Raw genomic sequence first — 19,967 nt, 5'->3', positions numbered from 1 at the left:
TGACTGATTTCAGAGATCGGCCGTCGTCGGGATGGAACCGCCTATCCTTCCCTCTTGTGAAGCGTGTGCTGGTGACGGGCATGTCTGGTGTGGGCAAGACATCGTTGCTGTATGAGCTCGCCGCGCGTGGCTACCGGACCGTGGATACCGACTACGGTGACTATTTCGAAACGGTCGACGGCGAGAGACTGTGGCGCGAGGACCGAATCGAGGCGTTGCTTTCCGACGAGTCGGAGGAGCATCAAGGAGTGCTGTTCGTGCAGGGCACGACGCGGAATCAGACCCTGTTCTATCCCCGCTTCGACCATGTCGTCTTGCTCAGCGCCCCGGTCGAGGTTCTCATCAAGCGGCTGAGAACCCGTACCGACAATCAGTACGGGAAGGACCCCGCTGAACGCGCCGAGACACTCGAGTACATCGAGACGGTGGAGCCCCTGCTCAGAACGGCAGCGACGCTCGAGGTCGTCACGACGATGCCCCCCTCAGGTGTCGCCGACATCGTCCTCGAGCACGTGCTGTTCGCCCCGCTGAACTCGCGAGGCGGTGTGCGCCGCAGCTGACAAGACGGAAATTATTGAGACACAACCGATTTCCTCGCGCGTCGCCGGGAAGCTCGGGCCACAACAAACGATTCCGCAAGGCCGCGACCCTGATCACCGCGATGATCAGGGCGCTGTCCCTCGACACGACACTGTGGACCGACGACGTGTGGGTCGTCGATTCCACTCCGCTCGGGCGCGGCCGGTCCAAGGAAACCGCCCGCCGCTCGGACATGGGCCGAATACGGCTACTGCGCATCCCCACTCGCACGTGCCGGCAGGCAATTGCGCATGACGCTGCGGGGCCAGTTGGGCGGTTGGGTGGTCGGGGTCGAATCCGGTGTGACTCAACAAGGCTCGGGTGCTATGCCCCTCGGAGCGCAGATCCCAGGTGACGGTCCAGCCGGTTGGTAGATCGAGGGTCAGCGCACCAGGTCGCAGTGTTTCAGCTGTTATACACTGCTCATGGCTATGGTTCGGGGGAGTGTATACATCTACGGCACGGTGAGCGACGCGGTTCGGATTGTCGGGATCTATGCCAAGCGGATGGCGCTGGAAATCGGTAACGAGCCGACATATTTCGCGGTTGATGAGGATTGGTTCGACTCGTTCCGGCTGGTCGCGCAATGGTTGGAATACAACGAAGAGCTGACGACCGATGATCTTCCGGAGGGGCGGAAGGTGCTGGAGATCAGTTGTACTTCCCGGCCCGCAGTGGACGGGGATCCGAATCGGTTCGTCGAGAAGACAATCGACGCCACGCTCAAGGAGTTCTTTCGCGACGGTGGGCGGCCGGAGTCCGGGAATCCCGAGTCGATTCCGTGGGGGAGCTCGGCGGGTGAGCTCGACGAGGATGAAGTCGAGCGGTTTCGGAAGCGTTTTCCGGGTGCGCAATTGGGCTGAAGTCGCGTAGCCGTCGGCAAGATCCACTGAGGTGAGGTGATTCGCGAAATGCCTGGGCCCCGACCTGCTTACCTGGCCAGTTCCACGGTCTGCGGGCCAGTTGGGCGGTTGGGTCGTCGAGTTCGACGGTGGTGAGGTCGTCGGTCACCGATCGGGTCCGTCCTGTCGGATTCGTCGGGCATCGCGTCGAGTGTCGCGCCCAGATCGCGCATGCGGTCGTGCCAGAACCGCTCGAACAGGTCGAGCCAGGACTGCAGATCGTGGAGGGGTTCCGGCTCGACGCGGTAGTAGCGATGCCGTCGCCGCTTCTTCTCGCTGACCAGAGCACAGTCCTGCAGCACCTCGAGATGCTCGGAGACAACGGGCCGCGCCATGTCGAAGCGTTCGGCGATCTGCTGGACCGATCGCTCACCGTCGAGCAGCAGGTCCAGGATGTCGCGTCGGGTCGGTTTGGCGACTGCGCCGATCACGCGGTCTGCGGTCGTGGGTTCTGGATGGTGCGGCATCGGGCCCAAGGTCCCTCGACTTGCGCCGCGGCCTCGCGCGGCCGGGCGACGACGCCGTCGAGATATTCACTGTCGGGAATCACGCCCGTCAGCGTCCCGCTGGACGCGCCTGGAAACGGTTTGTGCAGCATGATGGCCATTCCGACTCGCCGGGCGCGACCGCGAGCCATCGATTCGTCCCCATCACCGGGACGCCGCGAACGGTGAATCCGAGCACCTCGGTATAGAACCGCTTGGCCCGGTCCTGATCCTCGACAAGCGCGGTGATGGTCCTGATCTGGGAAATCGTCATGCGGAACCGACACCCCGATTCCCGGCCGACGGAGTTGCTATCACCTGCGACCACGAAACCGGCGACCGGCCCGCTATGCGGCACATGTTCGAACCGGCGCGGTAGGTAAGGTCTGAGGCGTCGTGGAAGGGACTCCACGAGGCATCCGCCGAACGGCTTCGCGCGGACCCGCCACACCTGTCGAACGAGAGAGCTGATTGATGCCGACCTCTACAGCACGTGCACAGATCGGGGTCACCGGCCTGGCGGTCATGGGCAGCAATATCGCCCGCAACTTCGCCAAGCACGGCTACACGGTGGCGCTGCACAACCGCAGCATCGCCAAGACCGACGCACTGCTCGAGGCGCATGGCGACGACGGTGATTTCGTGCGCACCGAAACCGTCGAGGAGTTCGTCGCCGCGCTGGAGAAGCCGCGCCGCGTCTTGATCATGGTGAAGGCGGGTGCCGCCACGGATGCCGTGATCGAGGAACTCGCCGCCGCGATGGAGCCCGGCGACATCATCATCGACGGCGGCAACGCCCTCTACACCGACACCATCCGGCGCGAGGCTGCGCTGCGGGAGCGCGGGTTGAACTTCGTCGGCGCAGGCATCTCCGGTGGCGAGGAGGGCGCGCTCAACGGCCCGGCGATCATGCCCGGCGGCCCGAAGGAGTCCTACGACTCGCTCGGTCCGCTGCTGGAATCGATCGCGGCGAAAGTCGACGGCACGCCGTGCTGCACGCATATCGGTCCGGACGGTTCCGGACACTTCGTCAAGATGGTGCACAACGGCATCGAGTACGCCGACATGCAGCTGATCGGCGAGGCCTATCACCTGTTCCGTGACGCGCTCGGTTTCGACGCCAAGCAGATCGCCGATGTCTTCACCCAGTGGAACGCAGGAGACCTGGAAAGCTACCTGGTCGAGATCACCGCCCAGGTGCTCGAGCAGGTGGACGCGAAGACCGGGCGACCGCTGGTCGACGTCATCGTCGACGCCGCCGAGCAGAAGGGTACCGGCCGCTGGACGGTGAAGTCCGCTCTCGATCTCGGGGTACCGGTGACTGGCATCGCCGAAGCGGTCTTCGCACGGGCACTGTCCGGGTCGCGCGGGCAGCGTAAAGCCGCGACCGGTCTGGCCTCGGGCCGGTTGGCGGACAAGCCGACCGACGTCGAGCAGTTCACCGAAGACATCCGGCAGGCGCTGTACGCGTCGAAGGTCGTCGCTTACGCCCAGGGCTTCGACCAGATCGCCGCGGGCAGTGTCGAATACAACTGGAACCTGCGCCCCGGTGACCTCGCCACGATCTGGCGCGGCGGCTGCATCATCCGGGCCCGGTTCCTGAACCGGATCAAGGAAGCCTACGACGAGAACCCGGAACTGCCGAGCCTGATCCTCGCGCCGTACTTCCGCGAGGCGATCGAGACCGCGATCGACAGCTGGCGGCGTGTCGTGTCCACCGCGACCCTGCTGGGCATCCCGGTACCGGCGTTCGGGTCGTCGCTGTCGTACTACGACGCCCTGCGCGCCGAGCGTCTCCCGGCCGCGCTCACCCAAGCGCAGCGCGACTTCTTCGGCGCGCACACCTACGAGCGCATCGATGCCGAGGGCAAGTTCCACACGCTCTGGAGCGGCGACCGCAGCGAAGTCCCCGCGGACTGAGTACAGCCGTCCCGTTCCCCGGCCGTGCGCGCTCGGGGAACGGGACGGGTACCACCGGCAGGACAGTGCTGCTCAGCAGCGATGTCCTCCGGTGCTGAGCCGGTAGCTCGCTGTCAGGGCGAGGCACATGGCGCGGCTCGGCATCCGCGCATTCGCTTAGGATCCGATTCGTCCTAAGCGCCTCCTACCGTGGGGCTCGTGACTAAAGCACCTGATCATTCCAGCGGCAGCGAGATCCCGATAGCGGAGGCCCTTCCGGTCGATCTCGTCGAGCGGTACCGCCGGGACGGCTACGTCCATATTCCACGCGTACTCGGTGCGATGGAGATAGACGAGTTCCTGACCGACGCCCATGCCCAACTGCACCAGCAGCCCACGGTCTCTTGGGATGCACCCGAAGGCGGGAAGGTGATGGATTGGGTGGCCGAACCGGAGAACGCCAGTGCGCCGATGCGAAAGCTCGCACTGCACCCTGAGATCACCGCCATCGCCGAACGTCTGGCCGGGCGTCCGTTGCGCATGTTCAAATCTGAACTGCTGCGCAAGCATTCGTCGGGAAGCGCCCCCACACCGCTGCACATCGACGACCCTGCTTTCCCCATAGCGGCAGCGCCGGTAACCCTCACCGCCTGGGTAGCGTTGGTCGACGTACCTGTGGAGCGGGGGTGCCTGACGTTCATACCGGGTTCACACCGCTGGCCTGGCGACACGTTGCCCGTGAACGAAGAGCCGTTCGACGTCCGACCGGAACTGCGCTGGTGGCCACAGGTGGCAGTCCCGCTGCGAGCCGGTGACTGCACATTCCATCACTCTCGGCTGGTCCACTCCGCAGGCGCCAATCACACGGATTCGACGCGAATTTCGCTGGCGTCGGTATATATGGACGCACAGGCGGTCTACCACCCGAACCCGGATTCGTGGTATCAGGACAAGGTGCCGGACCGGGAGCCGGGACAAGCGCTCGACGGCGACCGCTATCCGCGACTCAGCTGATCCATCACTCGCGTAGGTGCCGGTGACCTGATCAGGCGCCGGCACCGGGCGAGAGAATCGTCATCCACCTCCCGCGCCGAATCCTTCGGCGTCCGTGGCGCGGCGGATGCGTCTGCACCCGACCGTTGGCCATCCTCGCCGCCGCGCGATTCACCGAGCCGGACGTCGCGCAGATCCGCGCGCTTCCAACTCGTCACTTGCGGTCCCGGCATCCGGCAGCGCGTTCCCATGCTGCCCGGCGCAGCAGGCGTAGCCCGTTGAGGCCCACGATGACCGTGGATCCCTCATGTCCGGCCACGCCCAGCGGCAGGGGCAAAGTTCCGACGAGATCCCAGACGACGAGCACGCCGATGAAGGTGGCGGCAATTGCCAAGTTGGCCATGACAATCCGGCGCGCCTGTCGTGCCAGCGCGATCACCGCGGGAATCGTGGTGAGGTCGTCGCGAACGATGACGGCGTCGGCGGTTTGCAAAGTGAGGTCGGCTCCCGCGCCGCCCATCGCGATGCCTACCTCGGCGGCGGCGAGGGCGGGCGCGTCGTTGATGCCGTCACCGACCACGGTCACCTTTTGCCCGTCAGCCTGGAGCTGTCGCACGGCGGTCATTTTGTCGTCGGGCAGTAGTTCGGCACGGACATCGGTGATGCCGACCTCGGCGGCGAGCCGGTCGGCGGTGGCTCGGTTGTCACCGGTCAGCAGGACCGGCGTTGCGCCGGTCAGTTCGGTGGCGGCGCGCACGGCCGCCGCCGCTTCCGGCCGAAGCTGGTCGGTGATAGCCAGCACTCCGATCGGTAGCTGCTCGCAGGTCACGACGACAGCGGTGTAGCCGCCGGTTTGCAGTGCGTCGATGATGGCGCGGAGTGCCGCGGTTTCGGCGGAGCTATCGGTATCTGACGTGGCGGCGGGGGAGCCGACGCCGATGATCCGATCACCGACGCGGGCAGTTACACCGCGACCCGGATGTGCGGTGAAATCGGCTATCTCGGGCAGGCTGAGACCACGACTCCGGGCCGCGCGTACGATGGCCGTCGCCAACGGATGCTCGCTCGGCTGCTCGGCGGCCGCCGCGAGCCGCAGCACCTCGGCATCGCTGAATCGCGCATCCAGACAATGGGTTTCGATGAGCTCGGCCGCGCCGCGGGTCAGGGTGCCGGTCTTGTCGAACGCGATCCGCCCGGTGGTACCCAGCTTTTCCATCACCACAGCGGATTTGACCAACACACCGTGTCGAGCCGCGTTGGCGATTGCCGCCAGCAACGGCGGCATCGTGGCCAGTACCAGCGCGCAGGGGGAGGCGACGATCATGAACGTCATCGCCCGCAACAGCGCGCTCCGCACCGCCTCCCCGAACAGCAATGGAATGGCGAACACCGCCACGGTGACCATCACCATGCCGATCGAGTAGCGCTGTTCGACCTTCTCGATGAACAGCTGGGTGCGAGCCTTGGTCTGCGCGGCCTGCTCGACCAGCGCCGCGATCCGCGCGACGACCGAGTCCTCCGCGCGGCGCTCGACGCGAATACGCAGGGCGCCGGTGCCGTTGAGAGTCCCGGCGAACACCTCGTCGCCGACGGTCTTGTCCACCGGCAGCGGCTCGCCGGTGATGGTGGCCTGATCGACTTCGCTGCCACCGGAGATCACGGTCGCGTCCGCGGCGATCCGCTCGCCGGGCCGTACCACGACGACATCGCCGACTCGCAGCTCGGCGGCGTGCACCGTCTCTTCCGCACCGTCGCCGGTCACCCGATTCGCCGTCTCCGGCGCGAGATCCAGCAGTCCGCGCACCGAATCCTCGGTCCGGGCGGTGGCCAGTGCTTCCAGGGCGCCGGAGGTGGCGAAGATGACGATCAGCAATGCGCCATCGGTGATTTGGCCGACCGTCGCCGCACCGATCGCCGCGGCGACCATGAGCAGGTCGACATCGAGCGTTTTTGCACGCAACGCCCGCAACCCCGCAAGTCCCGGCTCCCATCCGCCGGCTGCATAGCAGGCCAGATACAACGCCCACCACACCCACCGCGGCCCATCGGTCAGCTGCACCGCCAGACCAGCTAGGAACAATCCCACGGCAAGGGCGGCCCATCGAACCTCGGGCAGTGCGAACAACCGGGTCCGGCGCACCGGCACCAGATCGGGTGCCGGGTTCGGTCGAGTCGGCGCGAGCGTCGGCGCGGCCACGATTCACCTCCAGGACAGCCAGGGAAGACCGACCGACCATATCAGAAGACATGAACAGGTCTTCATTTATTCCTAGAGTATGCTTTTCCACTATGGGACACGGCGTCAAAGGCAGAGACCGGCACGTCGCGCGCCTGGATCCCGAGTCCGCTCAGCATGTGGCGACCACCTTGCAGGCGCTGGCCACCCCCAGTAGGTTGATGATCCTCACCGAGCTGCGCCAAGGCCCGCGATCGGTGAGCGTCCTGGCCGACACGATCGGGATGGAACAATCCGCCGTCTCCCACCAACTTCGGCTGTTACGTCACCTGGGACTGGTCACCGGAGCCCGCTCCGGCCGCAGCATCGTCTACAGCCTCTACGACAACCACGTCGCTCAACTCTTGGACGAGGCGATCTACCACAGCGAGCACCTGCGCCTCGGCCTGCCGGACCGTCCCGAGACCGCTGGTTGACCGTCCGCAGGACTTCCTCGGTGCCGGCGCAGGTTTCGTAGAGCATCCGCCGCAGCGCCTTCTCCCGCAGTGCGATGCCGCGGCGGGCGATGAGCCGGTCGATCGCGGTGTGCGCGCGTACCGGCTGACCATCCCGGATGCTCAGGCAGGGACGGGTTCCAGGCCGACACCGTCAAATGGTGGGTAGTTGTCGCTGCTCATTTGCTCGGCCGCATCGATGTATTTGGCAAGAGCGTCGCGGGATTGAGCGAGTCTGTCCATCTGCTCGTCCAGTCGCTGCAGCCGTGACCGCATCGCGGCCAGCAACTCGGGACAGCCGAGCAGTTCCGGAGCTTCTCCGACCGCACAGGGCAGCAGGTAGGCGATGTCCTCGGAGGACAAACCCGCACCGAGCAGATGCCGGATCTGCTTCACCCGAAGCACGGCGTGCTCGTCGAACTCGCGGTAACCGTTCGCACCGCGGTCTGCCTCCAGCAGGCCCTGGGCCTCGTAGTAGCGCAACTGATGAGCGTTGACGCCTGTCCGGCGACTCAGTTCCCCGATCCGCATCGCAACCTCACTTGACCTTCACACCGGTATCAACGTTGACGATGCTGCCATGAACAACGAAACCAATACACCCGTGACAGTTCTCGGACTCGGACTGATGGGCCGGGCACTCGCCGGCGCGTTCCTCGAAGCCGGGCATCCCACAACCGTGTGGAACCGTACGACCGCCAAAGCCGACCAACTGGTGGCCGAGGGTGCACGGCTGGCGCCGACGGTTGGCGACGCGCTCGCCGCAGGTTCCTTGACGATCATCTGCCTCACCGACTACCAGGCCGTGCACGAATTGCTCGGCGCAAGCGATATCGACCTGAACGGCACGATGTTGATCAACCTGACCTCGGGCAGCTCGGCCCAGGCGCGGGAAGCCGCCCGATGGGCCGAGCAGTGCGGCGCCCGTTACTTGGACGGCGCCATCATGGCCGTCCCGCCGGCGATCGGAACCGCCGAGGCGGTGATTCTGCACAGCGGGCCGCAGTCGGATTTCGAGGCACACAAGTCGGCACTCGATGCGCTCGGCACCGTCACCTACCTTGGTGCGGACCATGGGCTGGCGTCCCTGTACGACGTGGCCGGCCTGGCCATGATGTGGAGCGTCCTGAACGCCTGGCTCCATGGCACCGCCATGCTCCGCACGGCGGGCGTCGACGCCGCAACGTACGCGCCGTTTGCACGGCAGATCGCCGCCGGTGTGGCCGAATGGCTGCCCGGGTATGCCGAGCAGATCGACAGCGGCTCTTTCCCGGCCGAGGTGTCGGCCCTGGAGACCGACGTGCGGACGATGGCACACCTGATCGAGGAGAGTGAGGCAGTGGGTGTCAACGCCGAACTGCCGAAGTTGATCAAGGCGATAGCCGATCGCTCGATCGCCGCCGGACACGGTGGGGAGCAGTATCCCGTGCTGATCGAAGAGTTCGGCAAACCCGGCAACGACTGACCGAAGTCGTGGCATCGGCGCAACGTCTATGACGCCGCGCCGGTTCCGACTTCGCCGTTTATCACGGCCGCCAAGTCGTCGAACGACTCCCGCACCAGGCGCGGCAGTTCTTTCGCGTTCGCTTCGTCGTGCCAGCGCCGCACCGCAACCCGGAACACGGCGATCCCGGTCTCCGCGGCCAGGTGCGCCGCGGGCTCGGCGACGCCGCGTTCGCGCAGCGCCCCCGCCACCGCCGCCGCCAACGAGGCAAGCTTGATCAGCTCCCGTTCCCGCAGTTCGGTATTCGCGTCGATGACGGCTTGCCGCTGCCGGGAGAACTCCCGCCGTTCCTCCAGCACCGCGCCGACGGCTTCCACGGCAGCCGCGGTCGCCTCGATCGGCGCGGCCGAGTCGGGCGCTCGGGCGACGGTGTCGACCAGCACATCCTGCAACGCCGTTCCGCCGGAGAACAACACCTCGCGCTTGTCGGCGAAGTGCCGGTAGAACGTGCGCTCGGTGAGTCCTGCCCGCTTGGCGATCTCGGCGACTGTGGTCTGCTCGAACCCGCGTTCTGCGTAGAGCTCGAGCGCGGCCAGCTCCAGCCTCCCGCGCGCATTCGGCTCCCATCGACCCATGACCGAATCCTAAGTCATGACAGGGACTGACTTCATTGTTAAAGTGATGTCAGAGACTGACATCAGTCGGTCGGAACCTCTCGCGAAGGACATCTCATGCGCGTTTTTGTCACCGGAGCATCTGGGTGGATCGGCTCCGCTGTCGTTCCCGAACTCATCGCCGCAGGTCACCAGGTCGTTGGCCTCGCACGCTCGGACGATTCGGCCGTTGCGCTCACTGCGGCCGGAGCGCAGGTCCGGCGCGGCTCTCTCGATGACCTCGATGTGCTGCGCGACGCTGCGGCCGATTCGGACGGCGTGATCCACCTGGCCTTCAAACACGACCTCGCGTTTTCAGGTAACTACCAGGCTGCGGCCGAAGCAGACCGCCACGCGGTCGAGACGATCGCCGCGGCGCTCGATGGTTCGGACCGGCCGCTGGTCATCGCGGGCGGCGTTGGCGGCTCCGCGGCCGGACCCTTATTGACCGAGGAGGACGGATTCGACCTGGAGCCGGGAACGACACGCCAGGGCCCCTTGCTCAGGCTCACCACCGCGGAGTTCACGATCTCGCTCGCCGACCGCGGCATCCGTTCTACCGTGCTGAGATTCGCCCCGACGGTGCACGGCGAAGGTGACAAGGGGTTCGTGGCGACGCTGGTCGCGATCGCACGCGAGAAGGGTGTGGCCGGCTACATCGGCGATGGATCCAACCGGTGGCCCGCAGTGCACCGACTCGACGCAGCGCGGCTGGCACGGTTGGCATTGGAGCACGCCCCGGCGAGAGCGATCCTGCACGCCGTGGCCGATGAGGGTGTCGCGACGCGCGACATCGCCGCGGCGATCGGCCGGAACCTCGGCGTACCGGTCGCGTCGGTCGCACCCCAGGATGCGGGCACACACTTCGGCTGGCTGGCCGGTTTCTACGCGATGGACCTTCCCGCCTCGAGCACGCTGACCCAGCAAAGGCTCGGATGGCAGCCGACCCAGCCCGGCCTCATCGACGACATCGACAAAGGTCACTACTTCCAGCGGCCTTAGTGCACCACCGCCGCATCAAGCGACGTGGGGCAGAGCCCTATCGCCGTGCGGCGGAAGCACTTATCGATCACATCCGTTTCGTGTGCCGAACAGCACACCGCCAGATACATCTCGCAACATTCCTACCGAGTTCTGGCAACCAACCGGCTGACAAATCGTTGCTTAGCAAAGCTACCGTCTTCGGCTGTGAAACACGGTCGCGCGCAGCGCACAACGCCCCGAGACCGTCCACCCTGGAGTGGACCGGCCTGAATCGGCTCCACTCGCCCGCCCGCTCGACAATGCCGCGAATCCGGAGCCGACGCCTCGCTACGACCCAGCACAGTCGCGGGTCGCGCACGTGCTCCTGCGCGGCGAGCTGAGACGCCGTCGGAAATCACTGCTACACGCCAGCGATTCACGCGCCTCGCCGATCCAAGGGGACCGGCGAGGCGCGAGTTGTCCGAATGCTGCTCGCGCACAAACACACCCGCTTACGCACTCGGGCGTAAGCGCGTCCCGAAACGGAGCACCACGTGGTCGTCAGTCCTGTCCAGGACACCCCCGCACGCATCGCGCCGCGCTTCGCCGCGCAACGCGGCGGCGTGCCCACCTTCCTACTCGTGGTCGTCGCGATGCTGAGCATCCAGCTCGGCGCGGTCGTCGCCAAACACCTGTTCTCGATCGCCTCGCCCACGACTGTCGCGTGTGCCCGTATCGTGCTGGGCGGTGCGTTCGCGATGCTGTTGTGGCGGCCCGCGCTGCGGGTCGAGCGCGCGGCGCTGCTCCCGATCGCCGGGCTCGGCGTGGCGATCGCGGGCATGAACCTGTGCTTCTACGCGGCGCTGGACCGCATTCCACTGGGTATGGCGGTGACCATCGACTTCGTCGGCCCACTCACCATCGCGCTGATCGGCTCGCGGCGCTGGCGGGACGCGGTATGGGTGGCTCTCGCAGGCGCGGGAGTGCTGCTGCTGGTCGACAGCGAAGGACCGCTGTCCTGGAGCGGCGTGCTGTTCGCGGTGGCCGCCGGTGCGGGATGGGGTGCCTATATCGCGTGCAGCGCCGTGGTCGGCAAGCACACTGCCGGGCACGACGGACTGGCCTTGGCCATGGGATTCGGCGGGCTGCTCGCGCTGCCCGCGGTGCTCGCGAATGATGGTGCGATACTGCTGAATCCGGTGTTCCTGGCCGGGGCGGCGACGCTGGCCGTGCTGTCCTCACTCGTGCCGCACGCGATCGAGTTGGAGGCTCTGCGCCGGATCACGCCGGCGGTGTTCAGCGTGATGATGAGCCTGGAACCTGCCGTGGCCGCAGGGGTCGGACTCCTGCTGCTCGGCGAGCAGATGCAGGCAGTCCAGTGGTTGGGCATCGGCATGGTGATCGTGGCCTGCGCCGGGGCGGCACGCGGTCCCATCGATGCGCAGTCTCGAACGACTCCGCAGCAGCGCAAACCGCCTGTGCGTTCCAGGGGGGTGAACAAGCGCTCAGCTCGGCACTTCTCGGTGTCGGAGACCCGGGATTCCGTGAAAGCCGGTGCCACGCAACCGGATTTTGCTGCCGCTGCCAGCAGCGCGGCGATCCCGTCGAATGCGCGTGCCGCTACCGGTCTCGGTTGAAACTTCGACTATCAGTGAGATAAGCAACATCAAATCTCGGTGAACTTTTCGCACTTACCGCTGGGTACGTGATCGAATGCTCTGCAACTGACGTCGAACCCGCTGTGCCGGCACGGGTCAATGCATCCAGGAGGTTGTAGCCGTGGTCGACGCGAGCGTGCCCACGCTACGTCCATCCGAGCTGGCAGAATTGGCCAAGCGGGGCGCCATACCCGATGGCCCGACCCGGCAGCTCGGATATCGACGAATGCCCGATGGGCCGACCCGGCGGCTGGGATTTCGGCAGGTTCCCGATGGCCCTACCCGCCAGGTCGGCTATCGACAGCTCCGAGCCCGGCCATCACGCATGGTCACCTTTCCCGAGGCGGCCGGAGACGATCTGTTGCCGCAGATCTCCGATGGAGACGTCACCACGTTTCGAGCGGACGCCCACCGGAGCCTTCCGCCCGACGAGTTCGCGCGCGTCGACGCCGTTTACACCCAAGGAATCCGAGCGACCTGCCGGTGGCTGGCCGAGCGCAGCGGGCAGCCGTGTCACCACGACCTCGATCAGCACGAGCGCAGTTGGGCCGACCCGCTCGGCGCCGGTCTCGCCGCGCACATGCTGACGGTTCTGCGGCCACGCCTCTCCGTGCCGAACCGCATCCAGCAGGGTTCCGGCGGCGGCTTGGTCGACGAGTGGAACGACATTCTGAGCCTGTACCGGTTCCTCGGCGGTCTGGTCGCCGATAGTCCCAGCCGCGGACACACCATCACTCGTCTGCGCGGCGCTCAAGCCGCGTTCCTGCTGCATGGTCTGCGCCTGGATCTGCCACCGGATCTCGCGTACGCGGTCGGGCCGGGCCTGACCACGATCCCCGTGGATCACGAGATCATCACCCGTATCCGGGCCAAAACCGACAACCCCGTCGACGCCGCCGCGCTCGCGACCGCATTGTTCACCGGCGCTACCGCCATGGAACTCAACGCGATTCCTTGCGTCGCCCTCACCGCGGACGCGCTGATCTTCAACGGTCCGATCGGCTACGCACACGCGCCCGACCTCTATGTGTGGGTGATACCGCCGTTGGCGCGCCCGCTGCTCTACGACGCCCGCGTCCATCAGGAAGCGCACGACACACCCACCAGCAAGCTGTTCGCCGGCGCTGTCGGCGGAGCGGGCTTCCGGCTACGCAGAATCGCCGCGGCATGCGAGGTGAACCTTCCGGACCTGTACCACTGGCACCACAGCTGGATACGACATGCCGGGCTGCTCCGTAGGTCCGAACAACCCACCCCGGTTCGCAATACAGATCTGCTGTTCGGCCTGAAGCTTGCTCCCCGCCCTCGCCGCCGCCGCGCACGCTGACTCGACACCGGCCTTACGACCGGCGATAGGGAGATCACCGGGTGTCATCGAGCAAATGCCGAGGTGCGGCCTGCCGCCATGAGTCGAGAACGATGGCCTGCAGTTCGTCGCCGTCATCCAGCGCGGCCAAACGCACGCGGACCCAGGCGTTGTTGGCTTCGTGCGCGGCGATCCAGAACTTCTCCGGTTCGGCGACGACGAGTTCGTCGCGGTCGGCGATGGGGCAGCGGACCGCCATCGAAGTCTCGGCCTCCGGAAGCGTGAGGAACAACTTGCCCGCCACCCGGAAAGTCGGCATCCCCCAAGTGAACTGCTCGGATGTTTCCGGCAATGACAGGGCAAAGGCGCGGGCGTCGTCCCCAGTGGCACTCATACGCTGAATCCTTCCAGGCATTGCCGACGCTCCCGAACACGACAGTCGCCACCCCGTGGGTCGCCGCCGAACGCGGCTACATCGACGCTGTGATCGAACCCGCACGCACCCGTCTCGAAATCCGGCATGCGCTCCAACTGCTGCGGGACAAGGAGGCGGCCGCCGAATTCAACCCACGCAAGCACAGTCTGTATCCCATGTAGCGGACCCGCCGGCATCCGTCCTCGGGTTTGCGCGCGGTCGGGTTAAGGTAGGCGGAAGGTGGGTTGGCAACGTCCGCGGTCCGAGGAGATGCGGGCATGGAATGGTTCACCGCACCCGAATACTGGTTGGGCAGGCAGGTACTGACGCGCGGTGCCGCGGCGATCTATCTGATCGCGTTCGTCGCGGCCGCCAGGCAGTTCCGGGCGTTGATCGGCGAACACGGGATGCTGCCGGTGCCGCGATTGTTGGCGCGGCGGTCCGTCCGGGAGGCGCCGAGCATCTTCCATGTCCACTATTCCGACCGGTTCTTCGCCGTGGTCTGCTGGATCGGTGTGGCGCTGTCCGCGGCGATGGTCGCCGGCCTGGCCGACGTGGTGCCGTTGTGGGCCGCGATGCTGCTGTGGCTGACGCTGTGGGTCCTCTATCTGTCGATCGTCAACGTGGGGCAGGCGTGGTATTCGTTCGGCTGGGAATCCCTGCTGCTGGAGGTCGGATTCCTGGCGATCTTCCTGGGCAACGACCGCACGGCGCCGCCGCTGCTGGTGCTGTGGTCGGCGCGCTGGCTGTTGTTCCGCGTCGAGTTCGGCGCGGGACTGATCAAGATGCGTGGAGACGCGTGCTGGCGTGATCTCACCTGCCTGTACTACCACCACGAGACGCAGCCGATGCCGGGGCCGCTGAGCTGGTTCTTTCATCACATGCCTAAGCCGTTGCATCGGGTGGAGGTCGCGGCCAATCATTTTGCGCAACTCGTCGTGCCGTTCGGCTTGTTCGCTCCACAGCCGGTCGCGAGCATCGCCGCGGCCATCATCCTGGTCACCCAGCTGTGGCTGGTGCTGTCCGGAAACTTCGCGTGGCTGAATTGGGCGACGATCATCCTCGCCGGTAGCGCGATCAGTCAGTCCTCGGCGGCAGCGGTGCTCCCGGTACCCACTCCGCCCTCGCTGCCGGGACCGCCGCCGTGGTTCGCGGCGTTGGTCATCGCGTTCACGGTGCTGGTGGTGTTCCTGAGCTACTGGCCGGTGCGCAACATGATCTCCAGCCACCAGCTCATGAACCGGTCGTTCAACCCCTATCACCTGGTCAACACCTACGGCGCCTTCGGCACAGTGGGCCGGATCCGGTTCGAGGTGGTGATCGAGGGAACCGACGACCAGGCGATCACCGAACAGACACAGTGGACGGAATACGAATTCAAAGGCAAACCGGGCAACCTGCGCCGCCTGCCGCGGCAATGGGCTCCATACCATCTGCGCCTGGACTGGCTCATGTGGTTCGCCGCCTTTTCGCCGCATTATGCGCGGGACTGGCTCGGCCCGTTCCTGGTGCGACTGCTGGAAAACGATCGGGCGACCCTGCGCCTACTGCGGCGCAACCCCTTCCCTGAGTCCCCGCCCCGCTATGTGCGTGCGCAACTCTACGAGTACCGCTTCACCACTCCCGGGGAGCTGGTTCGCACCCGAGCATGGTGGCATCGCACGCTGGTGAGTCGATACGTCCCGCCGCTGGCGCTCACCGACAACCATCGCAGGCACCTCGGCCGAGAATGACGGTGACGCGGTCGGGCCTGTCCCACCCGGTGATCCGAACGATCATGCCCCGATTCAATGGGCCTTCTGGAGCCAGTCCTGGTAGTGCGTGGGTGCCAGGTGTGCGTCCGGTCCCGCGGTGAGCACGTCGCCGGTGACAGCGGCGAACATGCCGGCTTTGTCATCGGTGACAACGGTTCGAGCGTCCTGCCGTGCGGCCAGGGTGAGCCTGCCTAGTTCGTCCAGGGGAAAGACGTCCGGACCTGCGATATTGCGGATTCCTTGCAGCGGGGGGCCGGTGGCGACCTCGACAACCGCGTCGACGACATCCGCGGCGGCGATCGGCTGGAGGCGGGTGGCGGGCAGGCGGACCGTGTCGCTGTCGGAGGTCCAGGACAAGATCGAGTCCACGAACTCGAAGAACTGGGTGGAGCGCACGATGGAGTACGGCGTCGGCCCCTGCCGGAGCAGGGCCTCCTGGAGGGTCTTGGCCCGGTAGTGGTCCAGTTGGGGCACTTGGTCCACTCCGACGATCGAGAGGATGACCTGATGCTGGACACCGGCACGCTCTCCGGCGGCGAGCAGATTGGTCATGGAGATTCGATAGAAGTCGAGGGAGGCCTCGTCGAAGGTCGGCGAGTTCGCCACGTTGATGACGACATCGGCCCCTTCCAGCGTTTGGTCCAGGCCCTTCCCCGTGATCACGTCGACCCCGGTGGACGGTGCAGCGGGGACGGCCTCGTGTTCGGCGGCGGTCAGCTTCTGCACCACCTGGGAGCCGATTCGTCCGGTACCGCCGATGACTGCGAGCTTCATGGTTCTCACTTTTCACGGCGTAGCCCGGGACCTGCTTCATCCTTTGCGAGTGAAACGGCTATGCATGCGCGGTCTTTCCGCCGTCGATGACGAGCTGCGCCCGGTGAGGTACGAGTGTTCCAATCAATGATTGAAACATTGTTTGAACAGTGCTTGACTGGGTGGCATGACTGACCAGGTCGCCACATCGGCGGGCACCCGCGAACGGCTCCTTGCTGCTGCCGAACGACTGTTCCTGACCGGCCGATACGACGATGTGTCGGTGCGGAGCATCTGCGCCGAGGCCGGTGCGAATCCGGCCGCGGTCCACTACCACTTCGGGTCGAAGGAGGCACTGGTCGCCGCGTTGCTCGAGGACCGGCTCGGGCCGCTGTGGGCGACTCGGTTGTCGGCCGTGGCCGCCGAACACGGTTCGGTGGCCGAGGTCGTCGATGCCGTCATCGAGCCCTTCGTCGAGTTGGCCGCCGATCCGGTGGGCCGGTTGCATCTGCGTTTGCTGGCCCAGTTCGTCCTGGGGCGGCATGTGACGGAGTGGCGACAGCCGTGGTTCCGGATGGACTCGTGGGTCGCTCTGCTCCCAGACGTCGACGAGCACGAGAGCCGACGGCGCTGGATGTTGGCCTTCGACTTGATCATCACGCGATTCGGTGGCGCCGGGGCCAACGAGAGGGCGATGCCGGACGAAGTGGTGACCACCTTGCGCGACTTCGTCGTCGCGGGGCTGACCGCAGGCACGGGAGAGCGGACATGAACGAGATATTCGCACCGGCCGACTTGGGGCCGATCACGTTGCGCAACAGGGTGATCAAGGCGGCGACATTCGAGGGCCGTACACCCGACGCACTGGTCACCGAGGATCTGATCGAGTTCCACCGAGAGACGGCAGCGGGTGGAGTCGGAATGACGACGGTCGCCTACTGCGCCGTCACGCCCGGCGGACGAACCGACCGGCATCAGATCTGGATGCGCCCGGAGGCGGTTCCCGGATTGCGCAAGTTGACCGACGCCGTCCATAGCGAGGGTGCGGCGGCGAGCGCGCAGATCGGGCATGCCGGCCCGGTCGCCAACGCGAGATCCAATGGCGTTCCCGCGCTCGCTCCCAGCAGGATGATCAGCCCGCTGTCGATGCGCTTCATGAAGGTGCCCGATCAGGACGAGATCCGCGAGGTCGTCACCGCGCACGCGAACGCGGCGAAACTCGCCGAGCAAGCGGGTTTCGACGCGGTGGAGATCCATTTCGGGCACAACTACCTGGTGAGCTCCTTTTTGAGCCCGAGGCTGAACCGGCGCACCGACGGGTACGGCGGTTGCACCGCCAACCGTGCCCGGCTGGCGCGCGAAATCGCCTGGGCGGTACGGGAAGCCGTGGGTGGCCGGCTCGCGGTGACCGCGAAGCTCAACATGGAAGACGGCGTGCCGGGCGGACTGACGGTGCCGGAGTCGTTGCAAGTGGCGGCATGGTTGGAGGCGGACGGCACGCTCGACGCGCTGGAACTGACGGCTGGCAGTTCACTGCTCAACCCGATGGTGTTGTTCCACGGCCGTGCGCCGCGAAGGGAATTCGCGAAGGTCCTTCCCATCCCGGCGCGCTGGGGTTTCCGCCTCGTCGGCCGGGCTTTCCTGAAGGAGTATCCCTATCAGGACGGGTATCTGCTGGAGCGGGCGCGCCACTTCCGCCGGGAGCTGTCGATGCCACTGATCCTGTTGGGCGGCATCACCGATCTGCACACCATGCAGCAGGCGATGACCGAAGGATTCGACTTCGTCGCGATGGCCCGGGCGCTGCTGCGGGAACCGAACCTCCTGCACCGCATCCGATCCGACGCCACCACGCAGTCGGCCTGCATCCACTGCAACGAATGCATGCCCACCATCTACACCCGCACTCGCTGCGTCTACCGCCCCGATCGAACCGGTGCCCCGATCCCGTTGACGCTTCCCGGCATGGACGGCGGATTGAAGGACCAGGCATGACCCTGCCGAGCGCCGAGACACCCCGGTCGTCGGGTCAGACCGCCAGCGGCGGTGGTGCGATCGCCGGTTGCACAGGTGGGCGGTAGTTCTCCCAGGCGGTGGCGAGCCGCGCGACCGCCGCGGTGAGAGTGCTTTCCGGGTGCCGGAAGTGCAGGCGAATGTATTCGCCGCTGCCGCCGCTCACGTCGAGACCGTTGCCCGCGAGCACGGCGACACCATGGCGGAGTGCGGTCTGGGCGAACGAATTACCGTCGCCGTAAGGCAGTCGCACCCAGAGTGTATGGCCACCGCGGACCGCCGGCACCGACCAGTCGGGGAGGTGTTCGGCCAGCGCGCCCAGGAGCGAGTCGTGGCACGACTGCCACTGTGCCGCATGGTTCGCGCACAGCAGATCCAACTGTGGGAGCAGCCTGGCTGCGGCGAGCTGGGCCGGCAGGTTTCCGCCGAGGTCATGCACCGCCCGCAGACGGGTGACGCGGTCGATGACCGGGACCGGCGCGCGGATCCAGCCGATGCGCAAGCCGCCCCAAATGCTCTTGCTCAACGATCCGATGGAGATGCCATCATCGGAGTCGGCCGCGAACGGCGGCATCACCTCGCCCGGGAACCCGAGGTCGGCGACTACCTCGTCGGCGATGAGCAGGACGCCTGCGGCAGCGGCCACTTCGGCGATTCTGCGTCGGACCAGCCGGGGAAGGACTGTGCCGGTGGGGTTGTGGAACGTGGGGGTGAGGTAGCCGAGGGCTGGGCGGTATGCCCGGACAGCCGCCTCGAACCCCGTGAATCCGACCGGCAGTGCATCCAGAACGGCCGCTTGTTCGCGGAATGCCTCCAGCGCGCCCGGATAAGTCGGCGTCTCGAGCAGAACCCGATCCCCAGGGGCAATGAACGCGCGAGCCAACAGTGACAGCGCTTGCTGGCCGCCATTGGTGACGAGAATCCGATCGGCGTGCGTCGGCGCTCCCAGCCGGGTGTAGCGCTGGGCAATGGCCTCTCGGAGTGTCGGGCAACCGGCAGGGTGATAGCCGATGTCAGCGGTGATCGACGCCAATTCGGGCAGTATGGCGGCGAACGCCGCAGTCATCTCCGGGGGTGGGGTGCCGGGAGCGGCACAGGCCAGCGAGATCACCTCGGGGTCCGGCTCCAGCAGATGCAGGAACATGGGCGCGCTGGTGGTCGTCGGTGCCGCCGTCGGCGCACCACCCGCGACGCGAGTACCGCTGCCTTGGCGCCGCACGATCCGCCCTTCGCCTTCCAGCAGCCCGTAGGCGGCGACCACCGTACTGCGCCCGACGGAGAGAATCCGCGCGAAGACCCGGTCCGGCGGCAGGCCGGTTCCGGGCGGGAGTTCACCCGCATCGATCAACTGCCGCAGCCGTGCCGCGAGCAACAGATACAACGGACCGCGCCCCGTCGACCAGCGACCGAGACGATGCATTACCTCAATTGGCTCCATCAGCAGACCAATCTTGCCGGATTGGACCTGGGCTCACCAACC

General features: G+C 66.3%; 20 protein-coding genes and 2 pseudogenes. 14 read left to right on the top strand and 8 right to left on the bottom strand.

The window, feature by feature from the left end; translation table 11 throughout:
- The 3 genes and pseudogenes from NA4_RS09170 to NA4_RS09165 all read left to right on the top strand — a co-directional run.
- Positions 1–560: ATP-binding protein (locus tag NA4_RS09170; RefSeq protein WP_307188575.1), on the top strand; the 560-nt coding region annotated here is incomplete at its 5' end.
- Between the two features lie 44 nt (positions 561–604).
- A pseudogene (locus NA4_RS44030) lies at positions 605–869 on the top strand (IS982 family transposase); the annotation flags it as partial.
- Positions 870–1,010: 141 nt separating this feature from the next.
- A complete protein-coding gene (locus NA4_RS09165; RefSeq protein WP_067467028.1) occupies positions 1,011–1,442 on the top strand; it encodes a hypothetical protein in 432 nt (143 codons plus the stop codon).
- Between the two features lie 68 nt (positions 1,443–1,510).
- Here the strand turns inward: NA4_RS09165 and NA4_RS09160 are convergent, their stop codons facing one another.
- Positions 1,511–1,948 (bottom strand): ArsR/SmtB family transcription factor, encoded by a 438-nt coding sequence (locus NA4_RS09160; RefSeq protein WP_084496925.1) that lies wholly within the window; start codon positions 1,946–1,948, stop codon positions 1,511–1,513.
- A gap of 88 nt (positions 1,949–2,036) precedes the next feature.
- Entirely contained in the window at positions 2,037–2,240 is a 204-nt protein-coding gene (locus NA4_RS38825; protein WP_157128912.1) for a VOC family protein, read from the bottom strand.
- A 200-nt stretch (positions 2,241–2,440) separates the two neighbouring features.
- On the opposite strand from NA4_RS38825, the gene gnd reads away from it, so the two are divergent.
- Positions 2,441–3,886 (top strand): NADP-dependent phosphogluconate dehydrogenase, encoded by a 1,446-nt coding sequence (gnd, locus tag NA4_RS09150; RefSeq protein WP_067467022.1) that lies wholly within the window; start codon positions 2,441–2,443, stop codon positions 3,884–3,886.
- Between the two features lie 198 nt (positions 3,887–4,084).
- Positions 4,085–4,879: a phytanoyl-CoA dioxygenase family protein gene (locus NA4_RS09145; RefSeq protein WP_067467057.1), complete on the top strand. Its 795-nt coding sequence runs from the start codon at positions 4,085–4,087 to the stop codon at positions 4,877–4,879.
- Positions 4,880–5,072: 193 nt separating this feature from the next.
- Here the strand turns inward: NA4_RS09145 and NA4_RS09140 are convergent, their stop codons facing one another.
- Complete coding sequence (locus NA4_RS09140) at positions 5,073–7,055, bottom strand: heavy metal translocating P-type ATPase (RefSeq protein ID WP_067467019.1); 1,983 nt, start codon at positions 7,053–7,055, stop codon at positions 5,073–5,075.
- Positions 7,056–7,147: 92 nt separating this feature from the next.
- Between NA4_RS09140 and NA4_RS09135 the strand changes: the two genes are divergently transcribed.
- On the top strand, positions 7,148–7,510 hold the full coding sequence (locus NA4_RS09135; protein WP_067467016.1) for an ArsR/SmtB family transcription factor: 363 nt from the start codon (positions 7,148–7,150) through the stop codon (positions 7,508–7,510).
- A gap of 141 nt (positions 7,511–7,651) precedes the next feature.
- Here the strand turns inward: NA4_RS09135 and NA4_RS09130 are convergent, their stop codons facing one another.
- Complete coding sequence (locus NA4_RS09130; protein ID WP_067467014.1) at positions 7,652–8,059, bottom strand: MerR family transcriptional regulator; 408 nt, start codon at positions 8,057–8,059, stop codon at positions 7,652–7,654.
- Between the two features lie 49 nt (positions 8,060–8,108).
- Between NA4_RS09130 and NA4_RS09125 the strand changes: the two genes are divergently transcribed.
- On the top strand, positions 8,109–8,993 hold the full coding sequence (locus tag NA4_RS09125) for an NAD(P)-dependent oxidoreductase (protein ID WP_067467011.1): 885 nt from the start codon (positions 8,109–8,111) through the stop codon (positions 8,991–8,993).
- A 26-nt stretch (positions 8,994–9,019) separates the two neighbouring features.
- Here NA4_RS09125 and NA4_RS09120 read toward each other — a convergent pair whose 3' ends face one another.
- Positions 9,020–9,607 carry a TetR family transcriptional regulator gene (locus NA4_RS09120; protein ID WP_067467008.1) on the bottom strand — a complete coding sequence of 196 codons (588 nt, stop codon included), beginning with the start codon at positions 9,605–9,607 and terminating at the stop codon, positions 9,020–9,022.
- Positions 9,608–9,703: 96 nt separating this feature from the next.
- Between NA4_RS09120 and NA4_RS09115 the strand changes: the two genes are divergently transcribed.
- From NA4_RS09115 to NA4_RS09105, 3 genes are all read left to right on the top strand, one after another.
- Positions 9,704–10,627, top strand: a complete 924-nt coding sequence (locus NA4_RS09115; protein WP_067467005.1) for an SDR family oxidoreductase — start codon at positions 9,704–9,706, stop codon at positions 10,625–10,627.
- A 515-nt stretch (positions 10,628–11,142) separates the two neighbouring features.
- Positions 11,143–12,225 (top strand): EamA family transporter, encoded by a 1,083-nt coding sequence (locus tag NA4_RS09110; protein ID WP_067467002.1) that lies wholly within the window; start codon positions 11,143–11,145, stop codon positions 12,223–12,225.
- 142 nt (positions 12,226–12,367) lie between these two features.
- Complete coding sequence (locus NA4_RS09105) at positions 12,368–13,573, top strand: hypothetical protein (protein ID WP_157128910.1); 1,206 nt, start codon at positions 12,368–12,370, stop codon at positions 13,571–13,573.
- A 34-nt stretch (positions 13,574–13,607) separates the two neighbouring features.
- On the opposite strand, the gene NA4_RS09100 is transcribed toward NA4_RS09105, so the two are convergent.
- Positions 13,608–13,946: an MmcQ/YjbR family DNA-binding protein gene (locus tag NA4_RS09100; protein WP_067466996.1), complete on the bottom strand. Its 339-nt coding sequence runs from the start codon at positions 13,944–13,946 to the stop codon at positions 13,608–13,610.
- Between the two features lie 35 nt (positions 13,947–13,981).
- Between NA4_RS09100 and NA4_RS09095 the strand changes: the two are divergent.
- Positions 13,982–14,149, top strand: a pseudogene (locus tag NA4_RS09095) (carboxyl transferase domain-containing protein); the annotation flags it as partial.
- A gap of 96 nt (positions 14,150–14,245) precedes the next feature.
- Complete coding sequence (locus tag NA4_RS09090; protein WP_067466990.1) at positions 14,246–15,700, top strand: lipase maturation factor family protein; 1,455 nt, start codon at positions 14,246–14,248, stop codon at positions 15,698–15,700.
- Positions 15,701–15,754: 54 nt separating this feature from the next.
- On the opposite strand, the gene NA4_RS09085 is transcribed toward NA4_RS09090, so the two are convergent.
- Complete coding sequence (locus NA4_RS09085) at positions 15,755–16,495, bottom strand: SDR family oxidoreductase (RefSeq protein ID WP_067466987.1); 741 nt, start codon at positions 16,493–16,495, stop codon at positions 15,755–15,757.
- A 166-nt stretch (positions 16,496–16,661) separates the two neighbouring features.
- Here NA4_RS09085 and NA4_RS09080 point away from each other — a divergent pair, with 166 nt between their 5' ends.
- Positions 16,662–17,246: a TetR/AcrR family transcriptional regulator gene (locus tag NA4_RS09080; protein WP_067466984.1), complete on the top strand. Its 585-nt coding sequence runs from the start codon at positions 16,662–16,664 to the stop codon at positions 17,244–17,246.
- Positions 17,243–18,469, top strand: coding sequence for an NADH:flavin oxidoreductase (locus tag NA4_RS09075; RefSeq protein WP_067466981.1), 1,227 nt, complete (start codon positions 17,243–17,245; stop codon positions 18,467–18,469). The genes NA4_RS09080 and NA4_RS09075 overlap by 4 nt, the downstream gene beginning before the upstream one ends.
- A 34-nt stretch (positions 18,470–18,503) precedes the next feature.
- Here the strand turns inward: NA4_RS09075 and NA4_RS09070 are convergent, their stop codons facing one another.
- Positions 18,504–19,907, bottom strand: a complete 1,404-nt coding sequence (locus tag NA4_RS09070; protein WP_245671208.1) for an aminotransferase-like domain-containing protein — start codon at positions 19,905–19,907, stop codon at positions 18,504–18,506.
- Positions 19,908–19,967 lie beyond the last annotated feature (60 nt).

It is taken from the genome of Nocardia amamiensis NBRC 102102 (assembly GCF_001612745.1).
In the GTDB taxonomy this organism is placed as follows: Bacteria; Actinomycetota; Actinomycetes; order Mycobacteriales; family Mycobacteriaceae; genus Nocardia; species Nocardia amamiensis.
Note: the sequence above shows the minus strand (reverse complement) of the source record. Positions and strands in the feature narration are given on the sequence as shown.